This is a genomic window from Sorangium sp. So ce693 (assembly GCF_051521375.1).
Lineage (GTDB): Bacteria > Myxococcota_A > Polyangia > Polyangiales > Polyangiaceae > Sorangium > Sorangium atrum.
Genome location: NZ_CP150347.1, coordinates 11674076 through 11694474, shown reverse-complemented (window position 1 = coordinate 11694474; position 20399 = coordinate 11674076). Strand labels below are relative to the sequence as shown.

The 20399-nt window shown below is 70.9% G+C and carries 16 protein-coding genes; 7 read left to right on the top strand and 9 right to left on the bottom strand.

The features are described 5' to 3' along the window. The first annotated feature begins 186 nt into the window (after nt 1-186). Both WMF14_RS43665 and WMF14_RS43660 read left to right on the top strand, forming a co-directional pair. A complete protein-coding gene (locus tag WMF14_RS43665; protein ID WP_272101971.1) occupies nt 187-393 on the top strand; it encodes a hypothetical protein in 207 nt (68 codons plus the stop codon). A 70-nt stretch (nt 394-463) separates the two neighbouring features. Beyond that, complete coding sequence (locus WMF14_RS43660) at nt 464-1879, top strand: sugar porter family MFS transporter (protein ID WP_437796349.1); 1416 nt, start codon at nt 464-466, stop codon at nt 1877-1879. 54 nt (nt 1880-1933) lie between these two features. On the opposite strand, the gene WMF14_RS43655 is transcribed toward WMF14_RS43660, so the two are convergent. From WMF14_RS43655 to WMF14_RS43645, 3 genes are all read right to left on the bottom strand, one after another. Continuing rightward, nucleotides 1934-2773 (bottom strand): SDR family NAD(P)-dependent oxidoreductase, encoded by an 840-nt coding sequence (locus tag WMF14_RS43655; RefSeq protein WP_437796348.1) that lies wholly within the window; start codon nt 2771-2773, stop codon nt 1934-1936. A 197-nt stretch (nt 2774-2970) separates the two neighbouring features. After that, on the bottom strand, nt 2971-4932 hold the full coding sequence (gene feoB / locus WMF14_RS43650; RefSeq protein ID WP_437796347.1) for a ferrous iron transporter B: 1962 nt from the start codon (nt 4930-4932) through the stop codon (nt 2971-2973). After that, the gene (locus WMF14_RS43645) at nt 4929-5450 is read right to left on the bottom strand and encodes a FeoA family protein (RefSeq protein WP_437796346.1); all 522 of its coding nucleotides are present in this window, start codon (nt 5448-5450) and stop codon (nt 4929-4931) included. The genes feoB and WMF14_RS43645 overlap by 4 nt, the downstream gene beginning before the upstream one ends. A gap of 398 nt (nt 5451-5848) precedes the next feature. Here WMF14_RS43645 and WMF14_RS43640 point away from each other — a divergent pair, with 398 nt between their 5' ends. Both WMF14_RS43640 and WMF14_RS43635 read left to right on the top strand, forming a co-directional pair. Next, the gene (locus WMF14_RS43640; protein ID WP_272101976.1) at nt 5849-6070 is read left to right on the top strand and encodes a heavy-metal-associated domain-containing protein; all 222 of its coding nucleotides are present in this window, start codon (nt 5849-5851) and stop codon (nt 6068-6070) included. 530 nt (nt 6071-6600) lie between these two features. Further along, entirely contained in the window at nt 6601-7866 is a 1266-nt protein-coding gene (locus WMF14_RS43635; RefSeq protein ID WP_437796345.1) for a cellulase family glycosylhydrolase, read from the top strand. A 57-nt stretch (nt 7867-7923) separates the two neighbouring features. On the opposite strand, the gene WMF14_RS43630 is transcribed toward WMF14_RS43635, so the two are convergent. Genes WMF14_RS43630 through WMF14_RS43615 form a run of 4 tightly spaced genes read right to left on the bottom strand, consistent with a single transcriptional unit; the run spans nt 7924 to nt 11015 of the window. Beyond that, the gene (locus WMF14_RS43630; RefSeq protein ID WP_437796344.1) at nt 7924-8625 is read right to left on the bottom strand and encodes a nucleotidyl transferase AbiEii/AbiGii toxin family protein; all 702 of its coding nucleotides are present in this window, start codon (nt 8623-8625) and stop codon (nt 7924-7926) included. A gap of 26 nt (nt 8626-8651) precedes the next feature. Then, nucleotides 8652-9794, bottom strand: a complete 1143-nt coding sequence (locus WMF14_RS43625; protein WP_437796343.1) for a non-canonical purine NTP pyrophosphatase — start codon at nt 9792-9794, stop codon at nt 8652-8654. Beyond that, the gene (locus WMF14_RS43620; RefSeq protein ID WP_437796342.1) at nt 9791-10489 is read right to left on the bottom strand and encodes an RNA ligase family protein; all 699 of its coding nucleotides are present in this window, start codon (nt 10487-10489) and stop codon (nt 9791-9793) included. The genes WMF14_RS43625 and WMF14_RS43620 overlap by 4 nt, the downstream gene beginning before the upstream one ends. Next, the gene (locus WMF14_RS43615) at nt 10476-11015 is read right to left on the bottom strand and encodes a DUF99 family protein (RefSeq protein ID WP_437325849.1); all 540 of its coding nucleotides are present in this window, start codon (nt 11013-11015) and stop codon (nt 10476-10478) included. The genes WMF14_RS43620 and WMF14_RS43615 overlap by 14 nt, the downstream gene beginning before the upstream one ends. 177 nt (nt 11016-11192) lie before the next feature. Here WMF14_RS43615 and WMF14_RS43610 point away from each other — a divergent pair, with 177 nt between their 5' ends. Beyond that, nucleotides 11193-11429 (top strand): hypothetical protein, encoded by a 237-nt coding sequence (locus WMF14_RS43610; protein WP_437796341.1) that lies wholly within the window; start codon nt 11193-11195, stop codon nt 11427-11429. 98 nt (nt 11430-11527) lie between these two features. On the opposite strand, the gene WMF14_RS43605 is transcribed toward WMF14_RS43610, so the two are convergent. After that, nucleotides 11528-13450, bottom strand: coding sequence for a methionine--tRNA ligase (locus tag WMF14_RS43605; protein ID WP_437796340.1), 1923 nt, complete (start codon nt 13448-13450; stop codon nt 11528-11530). Between the two features lie 824 nt (nt 13451-14274). Between WMF14_RS43605 and WMF14_RS43600 the strand changes: the two genes are divergently transcribed. Together WMF14_RS43600 and WMF14_RS43595 are read left to right on the top strand one after the other, a co-directional pair. Then, nucleotides 14275-15798: a serine/threonine-protein kinase gene (locus WMF14_RS43600; RefSeq protein ID WP_272101991.1), complete on the top strand. Its 1524-nt coding sequence runs from the start codon at nt 14275-14277 to the stop codon at nt 15796-15798. Between the two features lie 266 nt (nt 15799-16064). Next, a complete protein-coding gene (locus WMF14_RS43595) occupies nt 16065-17354 on the top strand; it encodes an Hsp70 family protein (RefSeq protein WP_272101992.1) in 1290 nt (429 codons plus the stop codon). 1266 nt (nt 17355-18620) lie between these two features. Here the strand turns inward: WMF14_RS43595 and WMF14_RS43590 are convergent. After that, nucleotides 18621-19916, bottom strand: a complete 1296-nt coding sequence (locus tag WMF14_RS43590) for a metallophosphoesterase (RefSeq protein WP_437796339.1) — start codon at nt 19914-19916, stop codon at nt 18621-18623. Between the last annotated feature and the right edge of the window lie 483 nt (nt 19917-20399).

Here is a 20399-nt window from a genome sequence, read left to right as displayed (position 1 = left end):
TCGCGTCACCATGTTCTCCCCCGGAACTCGGGCAGCGCAAACCTCGTGCACTGTCGAAAGGAGCAGCGGTGAACGGCAGGCGAGCGAACAGGCGAGGGGCGCTGGCCGGCGGCCCGAACCAGCCGCGGGAGCGCCCGTGAGCGAACGCTCGCCCGAGGGACATGCCATCGTCAGTCAGGAGGAGATATGAGCAAGCTTCATCTCGAGCTCAGCGAGCGCGAAGCGGATGACACGAGGACAGCCCTTTCGACCCGGCTCGTGGGGATGCGAGACGAGCTGGTCCACACCGACGATCGAGCCTACCGGGCGGATCTGAAGGCGACGATCGAGCGGCTCGAAGTGGTGCTCGGCCGCCTCGAAGCGATCGTGGCGGCACCGACAGCGGCGCCGTAGCTGGTCACACCGGCGGTCGTCGGTCGAGCTGACGAGTCCCGGCGGCACGGTTCGTGGTTCACGGGGGGGCATGGCAGAGCCCGCGGCGCAGCAGGGGCATGGACGCGGCGAGGAGCCCCTATCGACGGTACGGATCGCCCTGATCGCGTCCGTCGCCGCGCTGGGTGGCTTCCTGTTCGGGTTCGACACCGCCGTGATCAACGGCGCTGTCGGCGCGCTGGAGAGGGTATTCACTGCGCACCCGGGAACCGTGGGCCTGTCCGTGTCCTCCGCCTTGCTCGGCGCGGCTGCCGGCGCGGTGCTCGCGGGCAGGCTGGCGGACCGTTACGGCCGGACGCGGACGATGATCGCGACCTCCCTGCTGTTCGTCGTCAGCGCGGCGGGCTCGGGGGCGGCGATCTCGCCCTGGGACTTCAGCGCGTGGAGGGTGCTCGGCGGCATGGCCATCGGCGCGGCCAGCGTCGTCGCTCCGGCCTACATCGCGGAGATCGCGCCGGCCCACCTGCGCGGCCGCCTCGGATCGCTCCAGCAGCTCGCGATCGTGCTCGGCATCTTCGTCGCCCTGCTCGGCGATTACGGCATCGCGACGTCCGCGGGCTCGGCGGCGAGCCCGTTCTGGCTCGGGGCACAGGCCTGGCGATGGATGTTCTGGAGCGCCATCCCACCGGCGCTCCTCTACGGGCTCGGCGCGCTGCTCATCCCGGAGTCTCCGCGCCACCTCGTGGCGAGGGGGCGTGTGGACGAGGCGCTCGCCGTGCTCCGTGACCTCCTCGGCGCGTCCGCCCAGGCGAAGCTCGTCGAGATCCAGAGGACGCTCTCGTCCGAGCGCCGGCCCAGGCTCGCGGATCTGCGGGGGCGCGCTGGACTGCTCCGCATCGTCTGGATCGGCATCGGCCTCTCTGCGTTTCAGCAGCTCGTGGGCATCAACGTCATCTTCTATTACTCGAGCGTCCTCTGGCAGGCGGTCGGCTTCTCCGAGCGAAGCTCGCTTGCCATCACGGTCATCACCGGCGTCACGAACATCGTGACCACCCTCGTCGCCATCGCGACCGTCGACCGCGTCGGGCGCAGGCCGCTGCTCCTCGCGGGATCCATCGGCATGACGCTGACGCTCGGCGCCATGGCGGCCGTGTTCGGCGCCGCGGGCGAGGACGCCGCGGGCAACCCCGTCCTGACGGGCGCTGCCGGCCCTGCCGCGCTGCTCGCCGCCAACCTGTATGTCTTCTGCTTCGGGGCGTCCTGGGGCCCGGTGACCTGGGTGCTGCTCGGCGAGATGTTCGAGAACCGCATCCGCGCCCTCGCCCTCTCGATCGCGGCCGCCGCGCAGTGGCTGGCGAACTTCCTCGTGAGCGCGACCTTCCCCGCGCTCAAGGCGGCCGGCCTGGGCATCGCCTACGGGCTCTACACCGCCGCCGCGGCGGCCTCGCTCGTGTTCGTCGTCGCCTTCATCCCCGAGACGAAAGGCAAGGAGCTCGAGGAGATGTGACGTGCGCTGGCCTGGCGAGAGGCGATATGTGTCGGCGCGGCCATCTCGAGGACATCAGCGGGCGGCGAACTCCCGCTCGTGGATGGATCTCACCTTCTCCAGCACCCTCGGGCCGTGCTCCCGGAACGGGAGATCCTTGGCGCGGTCCTTCTTCAAGTAGACGCCCGAGAGCTCCCGGTTCGCGCCGAACGCCGCCTCGTAGAGCCGCGAAGCCCCCTGGCTCGGGGGCGGGAACAGGAACCTCATCAGCGGCGCCACGTAAAACGGCAGCCCCGACCGCTTTCCCTTCCTCAGCGTGTTGTTGGGCCCGGGATCCACGCTCCGGATCTTGATCCCGTCCCCCGCGAGCAGCGGCGCCACCTCACGCGTCCAGAGGGAGAGCGCGAGCTTGGAGGTCGCGTAGGGGCCGAAGAGCTGCTTGAACGACGCCGGGCGCTCCAGGGCTTCGGGGTCGAAGCGCCTCGTCATCTCGAACGCATTGGAGGAGGTGTTCACGACCGTCTTCAAGTCCCCCTTCCGCAGCAGCCCTCTGAGCTCCATCGCGATGACATACGGCACCACCGTCTGGAGCTCGAAGTGCAGCTCGCGGCCTTGCCTGGAGAAGGTCAGCTCCGGGGCGCTGCCGCCGGCGTTGTTGAACAGCACGTCGATCTTCTCTTCACTCTCCTTGATCGCGCCGAGCGCCCGCCTGAGGCCCTCGAAATCGGACAGATCCGCGTTGTGGACACGGAGCCTCCGGCGCTCGAGGCCCTCCCGGATCAACGGATCCTCCTCGGGGAAGCCCGAGCGGTTCAGCGCGATGACCTGGAAGCCCTCCGACAGCAGACGACGCGTGAGCTCGAGCCCAATACCGTGGTTTGCGCCCGTGATGAGCGCGACCTTGTCGTGTTCCATGGTGTTCCTCGGGAAGCCGCGATGGCGGAAAGAATGTGCCCCTGAGTGGCACTTGTCAAGGAGGGGCACCTGGACGACGCTCGACGACGCGCTCGGCGCGGTCGAGGTCTCGCGGCGGACGTTCGATGGCCACGGGCCCTGGCTCCCAGCAGGCGCCGGCGATCTCCGCCTGGCGCTCCGCCGGGCGCGGCGCCGCCTCACGGCATCCCGAGCAGCCCGCTCCCCTGGTAGACGACGAGCGCCGCGACGTACGCCGCCGCGTAGGTGTAGGCGAGGACGAACGCTGGCCAGCGCCACGACTTCGTCTCGCGCCGGATCGCCGCCACGGTGCTCATGCACTGGCAGGCCAGGACGAAGAACGCGAGCAGCGCGAGCCCGGTGCGCGACGAGTACGCGAGCGCCCCGTCCGGGCGCTTCGCCTCGCGGATCTGCTCGGCGAGCGGCGCGGGCTCGTCGTCGGCGTCCTCGACGCCGAAGATGACGCCCATCGTCCCGACCATGACCTCGCGCGCGCCGAACGAGCCGATGAGGCCGACGTTGATGCGCCAGTCGAACCCGAGCGGCGCGGTCACCGGCTCGAGCGCGCGCCCCACGCTGCCGGCGATGCTCGACTCGAGCGACGTCGCCGCCGCGCTCTCGGCCGCGGCGGCCGGAGGCTCGTGCGGCGCGGCGCCCGGCATGGGGACCTTCAAGAGCACCCACAGCACGGCCGAGACGGCCAGGATCACGGTCCCGACGTCGCGCGTGAACCGCCACGCCGCCTGGCCCGCCTTGCGGACCACGAGCCGCGGCTCGGGGCTGCGGTACGCCGGCATCTCGAGCACCATCGGGAGCGAGCGCCCGCGGGTCGCCGTGCGCCGGAGCAAGAGCGAGGCGACGAGCCCGGAGAAGATGCCGGCGACGTAGAGCGCGACGAAGAGCAGCGCCTGCACCCAGGGGCCGTGGGCCGCGAAGAATGTCGTCAGGAGGAGCGCGTAGGTCGGGATCCGCGCCGAGCAGGCCATGAGCGGCAGGACGAGGATCGCCGTGAGCCGCTCGCGCGGGTCGCGCAGGATGCGCGTGGCGTGCACGGCGGGCACCGCGCACGCGTGCCCCATCAGCAGCGGGAGGAACGCTCGGCCGCTCAGCCCCATCAGCTGGAGCAGGCGGTCGACGAGGAAGGCGCCGCGCGCGAGGTACCCGCTCGCCTCGAGCAGCTCCATGGCGATCGTGAGGATCACGATCTGCGGCATGAACGCGAGCACCGTCCCCGCGCCGCCGAGCAGGCCGTCGACGACGAACGAGGCGGCGAGCCCCCCGCCGAGGGCGCGGGACACCAGGCTGCCGAGCTGACCGATCGCCGCGTCGAGCGCCTCGGTGACCGGGGTGGCCACGAGGAACACGGCGGCGAAGAGGAGCGCCATGAGCCCGAGGAACAGCACCGGGCCGGCCGCCGGGTGGAGCAGCACGGCGTCCGCGCGCGCGGTGAACGTCCTCCGTCGCTCCGCGCCGGCGTCGCGGCGCGGCGGCTCGACGTACGCGGCGCGCGCGACCTCATCCGGATCCCACGCCGCGGCGCCGGGGGGCTTCACGGCGCCCGACGCGATCGCGTCGAGCCGCGCGGCCGCCGCGTCGAGCACCACGCCGCGCGCGGCCGGGTCCCTCGCGCTCACGAGCAGCACCGGCAGGCCGATGGCGCGCTCGAGGGCGCCGATGTCGAGCCCGCGCCCCTCGCCCTCGAGCACGTCGCGCTGCGTGGCGACGACGAGCGGGGCGAGCCCGCGCCGCACGAGCTCACGCGTGAGCCGCAACCCGAGCGCGAGCTGCGTGGCGTCCACCACCTGGACGACGAGGCGCGGCCGCTCTTCCGCGCCGGTGCGATCGAGGAAGCGGCGCGCGACGCCCTCGTCCGTCGCCGGATCGACGACGGCCTCGATCGAGTAGAGCCCGGGGAGATCCGCGATCGTCGCGACGGCCCCGCCCGCGAGGCGGACGTCGGCCGTGAGGATCTCGACCGTGATGCCCGGGAAGTTGCCGACGTGCGCGCTGCCCCCGGTCAGCCGGTTGAACAGCGACGATTTGCCCGAGTTCGGCCGCCCGAGCAGCGCGATGAGCGGCCGCTCGGCCGACGCCGGGAGGCGCTCCGCGCGTGCGCCTGAAAAGTCGAGCGAGGCGGTCATCCGACCCGCCGCTGCGAGGGCAGGGGTGCCACGAGGATCGAGCGCGCGAGCGTCGCGTTGATCGCGAGCTCCCCGCCCGACCCGGTGCGCACGTGGAGCGGGCCGCCGAACGCCGCGCGCCGCATCGACGTGAGCGTCTGGCCGGGACCGAGCCCCATCGCGCCGAGCCACGCGGCGAGCTCGGCGTCGAGGCCGACCTCGACCACGATCACGCGCTCACCGGCGCGCACCTCCGAGAGCGGACCCGCAGGAGCCGCGGCGCTGGCGTCGCGCGCCCGCGCCTCCGTGCCGGCCACGCTGCCGGCCGAGTCCACATCGGCGAAGCTCACGTCAAACTGGGGAGGAACGCTGGAAACCATGGGCCCCGTCAGATTTTGAAAATCAATTTCAAATCTAATGGCATTGTGAACGGTCTCGGCCGGGATGTCGAGCGCCTCTCGACCAGCTGCCGTGGCGGCTGACCGCTCCGGGTGGCGGCGACGCCTTTTCTTCCTGTTCCTGCCCAGGCGGCCAACCATTCCTGGTCCTGGAGATAGCCGCGTCGCTCCGTGCTCTCGGGCCCGGCGCACCCCCGATCGGCTCTCCGGCGAGCGGCCGCCGCGCGTCTGCCGAGACCGCGGAGCGGAGCGCGCGAAGCATTCGGGTCGGGCGAGCCATCCGATTCACCGGGCCGCGGCGGAGCCTCGGCCAGAGCGACGGCGGTCCGCGGATTGTCCTCCAGGGGCCCATTCTACCATGGGTGCGCGACGCGAGCGCCTCACGGCGTCCACCGCAGACCCGCCGCTCCTTGGCGACGCGCGACGCGGGCGACGCGCGCCACGCGCGAAGGGACGCTGCGGCTCCTGCGCGGTGTAATGAGCCCCGATGGCTGCGTCTCCCGGGATGAGCGGCCCGTGGGTCGCCGAAAGGAAGAGCCATGAAAGAGACCATGCTCCAGGTGGACGGGATGAGCTGCCCGTCCTGCGTCCGCCACATCGACAGCGCGCTTCGCGAGCTCGGCGGCGGCGTGACCAGGGTCGACGTGCGCCTGCGCGAGGGCATCGTCGTCGTGCAGCACGATCCGGCGAGCGCGCCCGTGGACGCCCTCGTCGAGGCCGTGCGCGGGGCCGGCTACGGCGTGCGCCCGCGCGCCGCCTGAATGCACGCAGCGCCCGCGGCGCGTGGCCTCGTATCAGCGCACCGCGCCGCGAGATCTCCCTCGCCGCGCTCGACGCTGCAGGGAGAACTTTACCGATTAACCCAAGCGGGAGCCAGCTCACAGATGTGACCGTCTCCACGAGCTCCGGGGCGCGCTCGTCCCGGCAGGCGCCGAGGCCCCGCGCAGCCCTTCGTGGCGCTGGACAATGAACCGATTAAGTGGTTTCCTCTCCGCGCTTCCCGCGTGCCACGGGCCATGTCGTAGGAGTCGTTTGTGAGCCCCGGCCCGCGGTTTCTTGGTTTCTTCATTCTCGTGGGCCCGCGGACTGAATAGGTCCTCTCCTCGCCGTGGGTTCCTCCCAGGTCTGGCCATGCAGTACGTCATTTGCGCCATTCGCGCGCTGCCCGCGGTGCTGCGCGGCGTGCAGGGCCTTGTCGACCTGCAGAACGCGAAGGATTCACCGTGCGGTCACGCAGGTCGAAGCCGGACGTCGCCAGGTGCACTCAGGGGAGAGGCAGAAGGAGATCACGATGCGCGTTCTTCATGGGTCGGTGGCTGGTTGGACCGGAGCAGTCCTCATGGCGCTGGGCCTCTCCGCGGGATGCGGAGGCGACTCGGATGACCAGCAGGGCTCGGGGCAGGAGGCGACCGGAGCGGGCGGCGGCGCATCGGGCGCGGGCGGGGGGGCCACGGGCGCCACGTCCGGCGCCGATGGCACGACGTCGAGCAGCGGCGCCACGTCCGGCGCCGGCGGCGCTACATCGAGCAGCGGGGCCACGTCGGGCGCCGGCGGCGCCACCTCGAGCAGCGGGGCCACGTCGGGCGCCGGCGGCGCCACCTCGAGCGCGGGCGCCGGGGGCGGGGGTGATCAGGAGTCGCCGGGGTTCTCGGTGCGCGGCCGCTTCCTCTACGACCGTTGCGGCGAGAAGGTGCTGCTCCGGGGCATCAACGAGATGGTCGTGTGGCTGTCGTCGGGGCCCGACGGCCTGCCGGAGTTCGCGGAGATCGCGAAGACCGGCGCCAACGCGGTGCGGATCGTCTGGCTCGCCACGGAGTCCTCGGCGGGCCTCGATCAGGCCATCACGAACGCGCTCGCGCAGAAGCTCATTCCGATCGTCGAGCTCCACGACGCCACGGGGAAATGGGATCTCCTGCCGAGCCTCGTCGACTACTGGACGAGGGCGGATGTCGTCGCCGTGATCAAGAAGCACGAGCAGAGCTTGCTCGTCAACATCGGCAACGAGGTCGGGGACCAGGTGGACAACGCGGCGTGGGAGGCGGGCTACAAGCAGGCCATCACCCGGATGCGCGGCGCCGGCATCACGGTCCCGCTCGTGATCGACGCCTCGAAGTGGGGGCAGAACATCGACCAGCTCCAGGCCGTCGGCCCCGCGCTCGTCAAGCACGACCCGAACATCCTGCTCAGCGTCCACATGTGGTGGACGGACGGGAGCGGCGCCACGATCACGAAGGAGCTGCAGGAGTCCGTGGCGCTGAACCTGCCTTTGATGGTCGGCGAGTTCGCGCAGCACGCCGTGTACGAGTGCGGCAAGCACCCGTTCGATTACAAGACGCTCCTGGCCAAGAGCGTCGAGCTCGAGGTGGGGTGGCTCGCCTGGTCGTGGGGCGCTGTCAAGAACAGCGACTGTCAGAGCGACGGGCCGTTCGACATGACGACCAACGGGACCTTCGCGGGGCTCACCGGCTGGGGGCGCGAGGTCGCGATGACCGACCCGAACAGCATCCAGAACACGTCGGTGCGCCCGCGCTCGATCGAGACCGGATCGTGCAGGTAGCGGCGTGACGGCGCCCCCTGGCGCCCCTGGCTCCGCTCGGTGTCAGGCACGGCCTCGTCAGCGGACGGGGTGCAGGAACGACCGCACTACCTCGCGCGCTTCGCCGATGGCGTCGGTGCGCGAGAAGGTGACCCACGGCGCCGTTGCGACGTACTTCTTCCACTTGTGACGGCTGCTGCGGCCGGACCCCCAATCCTCGGCCGTGAAGAAAGCGTCGAGCGCGCTGAGGCTCATCTCGCGGCTGGCGAAGGCGCTCTCGACGCAACGCCTGGTGGCCACGGGATCGAGCGTGCAGTGCCGAGCCAAGAGCACCAGATCGATGAGCGTCTTCGGGTGCCAGCGACCACGCGGACCGAGCTCCACCAGCGAGTGAACCTTCCAGGCGAACATCACCTCGGGTGCGACGGCCGGCAGCGTGAAACCTTCCAGCTCGAAAGGGCGCGGAGCGACGCCGAGCACCTCGCCCCAACCGAAGTCGACCTGTAGCTTTCGTTCGGCGCGTGAAAGCTCGAGCCGCAGGCCAGGCCAGGGCGTCTCGAGCCAGATGCCCCACGCTTTGACGCCGAGGTCGGCGACGACGCCTTCAGCCGGCAGCTCGCTCGACCCCAGGAGCTGATTCACGACGCGCGTGGCGCGGTCGAGGCTCCAGTCGCCCATGAGAACGAAGTCGAGATCCGCCGCGACGCGCCCGGGGACCCAGCTCGCCGTGAGCTGGCTGCCTCGCAGCACGGCGTCGGCACCGAATTCGGTGCGCGGCATGAGCTCGAGCCACGAACGGATCAGGCTCAAGCCATCCACCCCATGTCCACGTCGAGCGCCGAATCATAGACGGTGTACTCACGCGTACGATTGCGCAGAGGCAGACCGAGCCGCGCCGCGAGCGCCAGCACCTGATCGAAGCGCGCGTCGGCTGAAGCCTGCCCCAGGCCCCACGAGCGCAGCGTGACGAAGCGGAGTTCGACGCCGTCCGCGCGCGGCGCGCCGCGCGACAGGTAGGCCCCCAGCTCGGCAAATGCGCGCGAAACCTCGGCCTCGCTATCCGGCGACGGCAGCACGACCTTGGCGTGGTGCTCGAAATAATTGGTACGCGGCGCCCGGGCGGCCACCTCGTCCGTGAGCGGCAGATCGCGATGCGGGCCGACGGCCTCCACCTTGGTGCGGATGACCTCGAAGCCAGCTTGCGCGAGATCGCGAGCCAGCTGATGTACGACCAGCAGGACCTCCTGCAGCGAGCCGCGGTGGTGTGCGCCCGTCATCGGCTGACGCGGCGTTCGGCCGCGCGGCAGGGAGATGAACAGCGCCCTCACGCCGAGCGCGTCGCAGGTCTTGGCGAACGCGGCTTCGTCGCAGGCGACGACGGTCACGTGAGACTCGAACACACCTTCGAAGCCCGTGCCACGCAGCTCGGCGGCGAGCTCGAGAAAAGGCAAAAGCCGCATGTTGACGACATATTTCGAGCTCCGGAGCTCGGCCAACGTGCGCTCGAAGCCGTCCGGGATCCACACAGGGTCCCAACCGTAGCCGTGCTCGCCGCGCGGCCCCTTCGCGACGCTGCCGGAGTTTTCACCTGCGAAGAGCTTCACGCTGCGGCCGTCCGCCGTGTACGCCACCACCACGCGGGTCACGCCGCGCAGCCCGCCGAAGCGAGCGCTGAAAGCGGCGGGCCCGAGCTCTTGCAGCAGCTGCTTCACCTGCGCCCCCGCGAAGGCCTCGCTCGACTCCAGGTACATGCCCGTGTTTTCGATGAAGCAAGGTGTTTCGAGCTGCCTGAAGGCGTCGAGCACGCGCGCCTTGGCGATCTCTTCGAGCTTTTCGGAGTCGCCTTTGGCGAGCGTGATGCGCGCGCGTTCGACGTGCAGCCCCGACAGCAGGCGCCTGGCCTCGTCGTGCCGCCAGCCGTTCCCGGTGACGAAGGTGACCGTCTTCATGGCTTCCAGTTCCAGACCGCTTCATGCCCTGAATTCTCGGGAAGGAGCGCGCCGTCGATCTTGTCGCTGCGCACGTATTTCGCCATGCCGACGACGCGCCCGGCGCGCTCGACCCGCCAAACAGCGCCTTCCGGGGGCTCGATGGCGCCGTGGCCGCCTCTGCCCAACCGTTCGAGCATGGCCGAGATGCCGAGCGCGCCACCTCGATGCAGGAGCGCCGGACGAGGAAATGCGCCTTGCAGCCGAGCGTCGAGCTCGTCGAACGTCCATTGTCGGCCCTCATGAAAGGCGTCGAAGACCACGAATGGCTCGTGGCGGAGCTCGTAACGGGTCGAATGCGCGAGCGCGAGCCATTCGCCGACGAGCCACCCACCGGGGTGGAGCAGCTCGCGGAACGCGGTCGCACGCTGCTCGACCCAGGCCGCGAACATCTGGCGCCCGGGGTTCTCGGAGCGCGCGGCGAGCGTGCCCTCACGGCCCAGCGCCAGCACGGCGTCGCCGAGGCGCGCGACCGCGACGCAGGAGCCGTCGAGCTTCTCTTGCACGAGGACCTCTTCTCCGGGGCGCGACGCGACAAGACAGCGCTCGGCGAGCTCGCGCGGAGCGGTGCGGTCGGACGCGCCAGTGCGAGAGCCGGGCAGGTGCGGGATCTTGAAGTAAGCCTTCCGACCGAGCGGGCGTTCAAGCTCGACCACGGCTCACTCCACGCGTCGTCCCTCCCGCGATGATGTGCGCGAGGCGCAGCGGCTCCGGGATGGCGCCGTGCAACGTGGTCCGTTCGATGAGCTCGCGCCCCTCCTCGAGCGACAAGCCGGCGCGGTGCACCCACAGGCCCGCGCAAGGCTCGATCGGTCCGGCTCGCTCGAGCACGCCCCGCTTCTCACGCGCGCTCTTCACCTGTTCGAGCGCTTCGAGGAATTTCTGCATCTTTGGCCGCCTGCGCATCACGACCATCACCGGCACCCCGAGCTCCTCCGCCAGGGCGTTGATGTCGACGACGTTGAACCCCGCCACCGTGATGCCCTGCATCAGCACGCCGCGCACGTGAACCAACTCGTTCTCTTTCACGAGCTCTGCCATCACCCCGGTGGCGTCGCTGCCATCTTGCTCGACGTGCCCACGCACCACGATGTCGAGCCGCGTCCCCGAGCAAACCGTCCCCACGAGCGCTACCTTCCCACCCTCCCCCCGCTCGAACGGCGCATCGTCGAACCCAATCACATTCGAAATTCGTCGGATGCGCATGACTCGGCGTGGAGCGCTTACTTTAGCCAAAGGGCGTCACGGTCAACAGCCTGCGGAGGATGGCCCGCGCAAAATCGTTCCGACATATCAATAATGTTCCGCCAGCGACCGACAGCTGACACAACGTACAGAAGGAGCGATGACCTGTGGCAGGTGATCGCAACCGGAACCCAGGTTTCGCTCGGCACGCCCCAGGTCAAGGACAACGGCAACGGCACGAACGACGTCTTGGTGGACGTAACCTGGCAGCTCGATCCAAAGCCGGTTCTTGCGGTGCCGAACAAGTACTTTTGGGACTATCGACACGAGCCGCTGAAGGCCGGTGACGTGGACTTCACCAGTCACATGGGAGACAAGACGCGAGGCATCGTGGTAAAAGCGGCGTCGTGAATGGGTCCCGCGTTCTCGTCGGACGGACGGCGCCCGGCGCTCGGCGCTTCGCCACAAGGCCAGGCGCCGACCCCGAGCGGTGATGCCGGCTCGCGGAGCTACTCCTCCGGTACCGGCGCGAAGTAGACCTGCTTGGGACCGATGGCGTGCCCGGCGGGAATGGGGGTCCCGAGCTCGTCGAGGCGGAAGACGTCCGGTGGGAGTCGGAGCGACTCCCGCAGCCGATCCATCGTGGCCGGGACGAAGGGGTAGAGCATGATCATCAGGTTCTTGAGCACGTAGAACGAGGAGAAGAGGGCGTCGCGCCGGCCCTGCTCCGGGTGCCGGTCGTCGTGCGGCTTGAACTGCGCGAAGAGGCTGTTGATGATGCGCGCGTAGTTCTCGATCTCGAAGAGCAGCGTCGGGTAGTCGGCGCGATCCATCGCGCGCACGTAGCGCTGGACGATGCGGACGGTGTCCGAGGCGACCTTGTCGAGCAGCGCCCCCTCGGGAACGCGCCCACCGAATTTCGAGTGCGCCGCCGAGATCGGCCGCTCGAACGCCGCGTTGAGCGGCCCGGCGAGGAACCGGTTGCGCTCGTCGAGCTTGGCGAATTCGAAGTTCGACGGCTTCTCCGCGAGGCCGAGCAGCGCCAGGTAATAACGGATCTGGTCCGCTGAATACCCCTTCTCGTCGAGGAGCTGATCGGCGGTGAAGAAGTTTCCGCGCGACTTGCTCATCTTGTCGCCCCCGACGAGCAGGTGGAAGCACCCGAGGACGTCGGTGAGCTGCAGCTCGCCGGGCGCCGGCAGCCGGCGCGGATCGGCCTGCGCGCCGAGCCACATCGCGCCCTGCATGAGCACGTAGAAGAAGACGTTATCCTGGCCGAGGAACTGGTAGATCCTGGCCTCCGGATCACACCAGAAGTCCACGTACCGGGCCGGATCGACGCCCCTCCGGGCGAGCGCGACCTGCGAGAACGCGATGGGCGCGATCAGCGAGTCGGGCCATACATAGAGCGTCTTGCCGGCCAGCTCGGGATCGAGATCCACCGGCAAGGAGAGCCCCCAGGCGACGTCGCGGGTGATGGCGCGGTGAGCCCAGTCCTCGACGGGCTCGCTGGGGACGCCGTGGCGCGCCAGGGCGGCGCGCGCCTCCTCCATCTCCGGCTTGCTGCCGAGCTGCAGCAGGACCTTGCGATCCTGCGTGAACTTCGCCTTGTGCTTCGGCAGCGACGCCTTGATCTCCTTGTACGTCGGGGCGAGGTCGGCCTCGAAGCGGAGCGAAGGCATCACGGTGTTCAGCACGTCCGCGAGCACCGCCGGGCGCCACGCGCCCTGCTTGCCCTGGATCCAGCCCCGGAGCGTCTCGGACACGGCCCACATGTCGAGCCACCAGTGCGCGGTGTCGCGCATCACCGGCGTGGCGTTGCTGAGCGCGCTCCGCGGACTGCCGAGCTCCGAGGGCGAGTGCTGGTGACCGCAGCGATCGCACTCGTCGCTGTACGCGTCTCCATTGTCGCACTTCGGGTTGGGGCAGCGCCCGCGCACGAAGCGGTCGGGGAGGAAGCACTGGAGCTCCGGATCGAACCACTGGCTGCTCGTGCGCTTCTCCAGCAGGCCGTTCTCGTGCAGGCGCCTCAGGAAGCGGTGCGCGAGCTCCTGCTGAATCGGGAAGCACTCCGGCCGCGAGGTCCCCGAGTAGACGTCGAGATCGATGTCATACCGCCGGAGGCTCGCGCGCTGCTTCTCGTGGATGCCGTCGATGAACTCGCGTATCGGCACCCCGGCCTGCCGCGCCGCGATCTGGCTGGCGGAGCCGTGATCATCGGTGCCGCAGACGAAGAGGACGTTCTCGCGGCCGATGACCAGGCCCAGCCACCGCGCGTGGATGTCCGCAGGGACGTGCGCCCCCGCGAGGTGCCCAAGGTGCAACATCCCGTTGGCGTAGGGCATGCCTGCGGTGACGACCGCCCGCCTGGGCCTGCGAACCTGGCGAAGGACCGAGGCGACGTCGGTCGGGGCGCCGTGATAAGATGCCATCGAAGCTCGCTATACCCCAGCGAGCCCATCGGCACAACGCTCGCGCCTCAAGCTTCCTTCGTCGTCTCATGAGCCGCGAAGCCGCGCCCGCGGAGGACTCGGGCCCTGCCTGAGCTCCGAGGTGGCCTGCTCCTGAAGCCTCTCCACGAATGGTCCGGGAGAATTCACAGGGAGGCGGAGAGGCGGGGAGAAGGGAAATAAATCCCCATGAATCTCCCCGCTTCCCTGTTCAATATTCCTCTAAAAATGCCGACGAAATGAGGGATCTGGCAGGTCCTGCTCGATACCCGTCCTCCGTGTCGCGATTCCCCTCCTTGCCGGCTCGAACGGACGTCGTGGGGTCAGGTGTCCACCGGTGTCGGCGATCCAGGGTGTCCCCAGGAGGACAGGAGGGAGGCCATTGAAGACTTCCGCTTTCACGGCGATCAGGCACGCTCGGATCACGCGCACATCGCGGCCCGTGTCGTGGGGCCACGGGGCTCCGGCGGTCGCTCGCTGGTCTAGGACCACCCGCCCATCGGCGCAGCCAGCGAAGGCGACAGCTCCCCACGGGTGGGCATCGACGCGACGAGGCCGGGCCAGGAGGGCCGTCTCGCCATGCCCGGGTGACACCGGAACGCGCCGCCGATGCCGCCAGGGCGCCGCGCGGCCGCCGGCGGGCCGCTCCGGCGTCGCCCTGCGTCAGCCCCGGCGGGGCCGATCCGTCGCGCCCGGAACCCGCTTCTCGTCTAGACTCGCCGTCGATGGCCGACCTAGCCAGGCAAGCCGCCCCGGACCAGGCACGGCAGCAAGTACCCCCGGAGAGGCCCACCCGACGCTGTCCCGTGTGCGGCGTCCGGTACCCGCTCGACTTCCTCGTCTGCCCCATCGACGCGACGGCCCTGGAGCTCCAGGGCGTGACCGCGACCGACCCGATGGTTGGCGAGCTGCTCGCGGGGAGCTTCTGCATCACCGGCGTGATCGGCGCGGGCGGCATGGGACGCGTCTACGTCGCCGAGCACATCCGCCTGCCGAAGCGCTTCGCCGTCAAGGTGCCGCACGAGCACTTCGCCAGCCACCGGGAGGCGATGGCGCGCTTCGAGCGCGAGGCGCAGACGATCGCGCGCGTCGGCAACGAGCACGTGATCGACGTCGTCGATATCGTCCGCCTCAAGGACGGGCGCCCGTGCATGGTGACCGAGCTGCTCAAGGGCGAGGACCTCGGCGCCTTCCTCGACCAGGTCGGCAAGCTGCCGCTCCCCACCGCCATCACGATCTCGCGCCAGGTCTGCCGCGGCCTGGCCGCGGCCCACGCGACCGGCGTCGTCCACCGCGACCTCAAGCCGTCGAACCTGTTCCTCGTCCGGCGCGAAGGGGGCAGCGTCCACGTGAAGATCCTCGATTTCGGGGTCGCCAAGGTGCTCGACGGCGCCGACCTCACGCGCACCGGCTCGGTGGTCGGCACGCCCCAGTACATGGCGCCGGAGCAGGCGCGCGGCTCGGCCGACGTCGACTCGCGCGCGGACATCTACGCGGTCGGCGCCGTGCTGTACCGCATGCTGACCGGCGAGCGGCCCTTCCCCGAGGAGGAGCCGACGCGGACCATGCTCCGCCTGCTCACCGAGGATCCTCGGCGCCCGCGCGACATCGACAAGACGATCCCCGAGGGGCTCGAGGCGCTGATCCAGCGCGCCATGGCCCGGGCGCGCGAGGACCGTCCGCCGTCCGCCCAGGAGCTCGATCGCCTGCTCGCGGACTTCGATCTGCAGGATCCGCTCGCGCCCTCGCGCGCGCTCGGCGTGGGCGTCGCGGTGACCGAGGGCGCCCCGAACGACGAGCGGGCCACGGTCGTCATCCCGAACGCCCAGGGCCAGAGCGCGGACGACGTGACGCGCAAGGCGCGGCGCGCTCGCCCCCTCGCGTCGCTGCTGTCCATCGCCGTGAGCGTCGCCGCGGGCGCGGCCGTCTTCACCAGCGCGGCGATGGTCCTCCGCAGGGTCTACGGCATCACCGAGCGGCGGGCGCTCAGCCAGAGCGAGATCCTCCTCGCCGCGGGCGCCGCGGGCGCGCTGGCCTTCATCGCCTTCGTCGCCACGCTCCGCGTCCTCGTCGGCCGCTGGCGGAGCGCGCCGGCCATGGAGCGCCTCGGCAACGGCCTCCTCGGCGCGCTCGTGTGGCTGTTCGTCTCGTGCGGCGCCCTCGCGCTCGGCGCCGCCGCCTACAACGCGTTCGCGCTGCCGATCCCCGCCCTGGGCCTCGATCCGGCCGACTGGCTCGGCTGGATCGACGTCGGCGTGATCGCCCTGCCGACCCTGATCGCGCTCGTCGTGCTCACCGTGGCGCTGCGGCGCGTGACCCGCGTGTCGTAGAGCGGCGGTCACCCGCTTCGGAGACGGGCCCACCTCGACGTTTTCGGTGCTCAGCGCACAGGAGTGCGCTTCCGCGCCGAAAATGCCGATCTGGGCCCGTCTCCTGTGCGGGAGACCGCCGCTCTGCGTCGCGTGTGTCAGAGCGGCAAATTCTGCTCATCCCGCGAGCCCGTCAACATTTTCGCATGCATTCGATAGCTTGTAAATAGGTGGCCATGTCGGGCAGATCCGCGTGCTCGCGAAGCACCCCACGAGGAGGCGAGATCATGTCCGCACGATTCAGGCCCGAGGTGTATGCCGTCGATTTCGGTACCTCCAACTCGCTGCTCTCGGCGGCCAGCGCGGAGGCGACCTGCCCGCCCATCCCGCTCGACGCCGCGGCGGCCGATCCGACCGTCCTCCGGAGCCTCTTGTTCTTCGGGCAGGAGCGGTTCTCCTGCGGCGCGGCGGCGATCAGCGACTTCGTCGCGAACGGCATGCAGGGCCGCTTCATCCGCTCGATCAAGAAATACCTCCCCGATCGCAGCTTCTCCGGCACGCAGATCGGGCACCGGGTCGTGACCATCGAGGACCTGATCGGGCGCTTCCTCCGGGAGATGCGCGAGCAGGCGAACCGCCACTTCGACGCCGACGTCGCGCGGGTCGTGCTGGGCAGGCCGGCGAAGTTCTCGGCCGATCCGGCGGACGATCGCCTCGCCGAGGAGCGCCTCGAGCGGGCGGCGCGCGTCGCCGGCTTCCGCGAGGTCTCCTTCTGCCCCGAGCCGGTCGCCGCCGCGCACGACTTCCACCTGGAGCTCGAGCGCGGGGCCGTCGTCCTCGTCGCCGATTTCGGCGGCGGGACGTCCGATTACACGATCGTCCGGATGCGGCCGGAGGGGTTCTCGCCGTCCGACGTGCTGTCGCTCGGCGGCGTCTCGGTCGCGGGGGACGCGCTCGACGGCAGCCTCATGCGCCACAAGATCGCCCGTCACTTCGGCGCGGAGGTCACCTACCGCGTCCCGCTCGGCTCGAACCAGCTGACCATGCCGCGATCGATCGCCGAGAAGCTCTGCTCACCGGCCGACATGACGGTGCTCCAGCACCGCGATGTCCTCGCCTTCCTCCGCGACGTGAAGGCGTGGTCCCTCGGGCCCGAGGATCGGCAGCGCATGGACAACCTGCTCTGCCTCGTGGAGGACTCGCTGGCATTCCGGCTCTTCGAGGAGATCGAGCGCAGCAAGTGCGCGCTGTCCGGAGAGGCGGCCACGGAGTTCCGCTTCGATTACCCGTCGATGCACATCCGCGAGCGCGTCGCCCGGGAGGAGTTCGAGGCCGGGAGCGAGCGGCCGATCGACGCGATCCTCGGCGCGCTCGACAGGACGGTGGCGGACGCGGGCCTGTCGTTCGACGACATCGACGTCGTGTGCTGCACGGGCGGGACCGCCAGGGTGCCGGCGCTCCGGCGCGGCATCGAGCGGCGCTTCGGCGAGGGCAAGGTGAGGCAGCTGCGGAGCTTCCACTCCGTCGTCCAGGGGCTGGCCGAGCGCGCGCGCAGCATCGCCGCCGCGTCCTGCTGAGCGTGCGCCGGCCTTGCCGGTCGGCGCGGCCCCGTCCGTGGTCGGCGCAACCTTGCCGGTCGGCGCGGCCTCGTCCGTGGTCGGCGCGGCCTTGCCGGTCGACGCGGCCCCGTCCGCGGGCGACGCGGCCCCGCCGTCGAGCCAGCGGGGATCACCCTCGACGACCCACGGGTACGCCTCGTGGAGCGCGCGTTCCATCAGGCCGCCGTAGCTGTGGCCGGCCCCCACGGCGTGCACGACGCGCGCCGTGACGCCGCCGCGCTCGAGCACCTCCCGCGTCTTGCGCGCCCGCGCCGCGCAGTCGGCTCGTCCGCACGCGAGGAGCACCCGCGCCCCGCCGCCGCCGTGAAAGCGGCGGGCGGCGCCGGGCGTCCACTCGTCGAAGCTGCCGTAGCCACCCTCGATCAGCGCCGCCCGCGCGAAGCGGGCGGGATGCCCGGGCAAGAGCAGCGCGCCCATGATCGCCCCCTGCGAGTACCCCGCATAGATCGGGGCGCGGAGATCCACCCGATCCCCGAAGCGCGCCGACAGCGCCGAGACCGCCGCGGCGACCTCGCGGCTCAGCGCGTGATGGTCCGGGTAGTAGAAGATCCGCCCGGCGTCCGGCGCCCGGACGTCGATCGGCTTGCCGCGCGGGCAGAGCACGAACCCGGCCCCTCTCACGATCCCGCGCCAGATGTCGCAGTGCCATTCGGGCCGATCGCCCGCGCCGTGCGCGACCACGAGCAGGGGCCGCGGCCCCACGCCTCGCGGCGTCACGACCACCGCGGGGCCGAAGTCCGGGACCTCGAGCTCGATGAGCTCGGGCTCGTCCGCGAGCGGCGGAGGATCCGGCGCAGGCGGAGCCGCGCCCTGCGGAGCGCGCTCCTGCGGGGCGGCGGGCAGATCGCTGCGGCCGACACGGCCGAGAGGAGCGGCGAGCGGCGCTCGCGCGCACCCCTCGGCGCCGATCGCGAGCGCGATCCCGAGGAGGAGCGCCCGCCGGGGGCCCGAGGCCGTCGGCGCGCGCTGACGTGCCGCGCGCATCGCGCGTGGTGCACGCCTCTCAGGCATCGCGCGTGTCGTACGGATCGCACGTGTTGCGCTCATCGCACATCGGAGGGTGAACACCCTCAGCACGGGAATCAAGGATCCGAGAACATGCCTGTCCCGGAGACCATCGGAGTGCCCGGGAGCTCGCGGGGGCCTTCTGCAGATCGACGCCGAGCTCGGCCGTCTGCTCGCCGGCGCCATGCGAGCTCGACGGGGACGGCGTCGGGCGCGACGTCAGGCGGCGACGAGGACGATACGGCTCACCTCGGGCGGCGCTCCGACGCGGGCGGGCGGTCCGGCGGTGCCAAAGCCGCGGTTGATGTAGAGATGCGAACTGCCACGCTGGTAGAGCCCGGCGACGTAGCCGTGGGGGAGCAGCAGCTCGGCGGGCCGCACGAGGAGGTTGATCTGGCCTCCGTGGGTGTGGCCGCTGAGCTGCAGGGCCACCTCGCCGGCCGCCTCCGGGAAGAACACGGGGTTGTGGCAGAGCAGCACGCGCGGCAGATCGCGGGGCACGTCCGCGAGCGCCCTGCCGAGGTCCGGACCGCCGCCGGGGACCCGCCCTCGCGCCCACACATCGTCGACGCCGAGCAGCGCGAAGGCGCCGCCGGGCCCACCCACGACGCACCCGCGGTTGCTGAGCACGCGCGCGCCGCCGCGCTCCAGCGCGCCCAGCGCCGCGTCGATGCCGGCGAAGTGGTCGTGGTTGCCCGGGATCGCCGCGACTCCATGCCGGGCGAGCGGGCCGAGCCTCCGCGTGAGGCGCCCGAGGTGCTCCGCGTACCTCGGATCGAAATCGACGAGATCACCCGTCATCACGACGAGATCGCCGCGGGCCTCGCGCACGAGATCCTCGGCGGCGCGCATCTCCGGCTCGCCGACGAACAGCCCGAGGTGGATGTCGGACAGCTGCACGATGGTGAACCCGTCCAGGCTCCGCGGCAGGCCCGGTATCGGGATGGCGACCTCTTCGATGGTGTAGTCGTGTCGCCCGAGAAGCGCGCCATACACCGCGCTGCCGCCGCCGATGAGGAAGGCGGAGCCAGCGGCCCCGGTCGCGAGGAAGTCGCGGCGGGCGAGCGCCGGCAGCTCCACCGGCGGCGGGAGCGGCAGGGCCGCGGGGCCGCTGTCCTCTCGCGCTGCTCCCTCCTCGAGGCGAGGCGGCGCGCCGGCAGGGCGGCTGGTCCCGCCTTCCGCGGGTGCGGCCGCCGTCGCGCGCCGGAGCGCGGCGCCCCCGAGCCGGGCGATCAGCCGGCCGAGGTCCACGACGGCGAGCAGGACCGCGGAGATCAGGACGCCGAGCGAGAGCGTGCTGCCGGCGAGCCCCATCCCGCGGAGCACCCCGTCGGGCAGCGCGCCGCGCCCGAGCCGCGCGAAGATCATGGCGATGATGCCGGCGGCCAGCAGGCACGCGAGCGCGCGCCGGGCGCGCACACCCAGGCCGAGCAGCCCGGAGGCGCGCCGATGCACATACAGGCCCAGGACGCCGAGGACGAGGGCGAGGATCAGCGAGACGACAGCGATGCGCATGGGGGGGGCTCTGCACGAAGGGGGGACGGAAGCCTAACCGATCGGCGACGACCGGCCAGAAAGCGCTCCGTGACGGCCGGGTGACGCCGACGCGCTGCGACCGATCCAGCGACACGAGCGAGGCGCGGACGTGGCGTGCGATCCCGCTCGCCGTCACGTCATGAGCGCCCGGCTGGGAAGCGGTCCACGCGCAGGCCGCGGGGGCGAGCGGCGCACTCCGCCCCTCGACCTCGGACGCGCCATGGCGCCATGCGTCGCCATCTCGCATGACGCCTGGCGCAGAGCGCCGAGCAGCCCTGGTGTGCATTATCACTCGGAGAGGCAGAGTTCGTCGTCGTTGGCAAGCTTGGAAATAGAACTGAAACCCTTCTATCGGTCTGCCGTGTCACACTGCCGTGTCACATCCGCGCGCAGCCGTGCTCGCAACTGTGGAGTCGCGGTGGTTGCGCGTTGCGTTGAGTGGATGAGTGGAGGGCGCTCGCC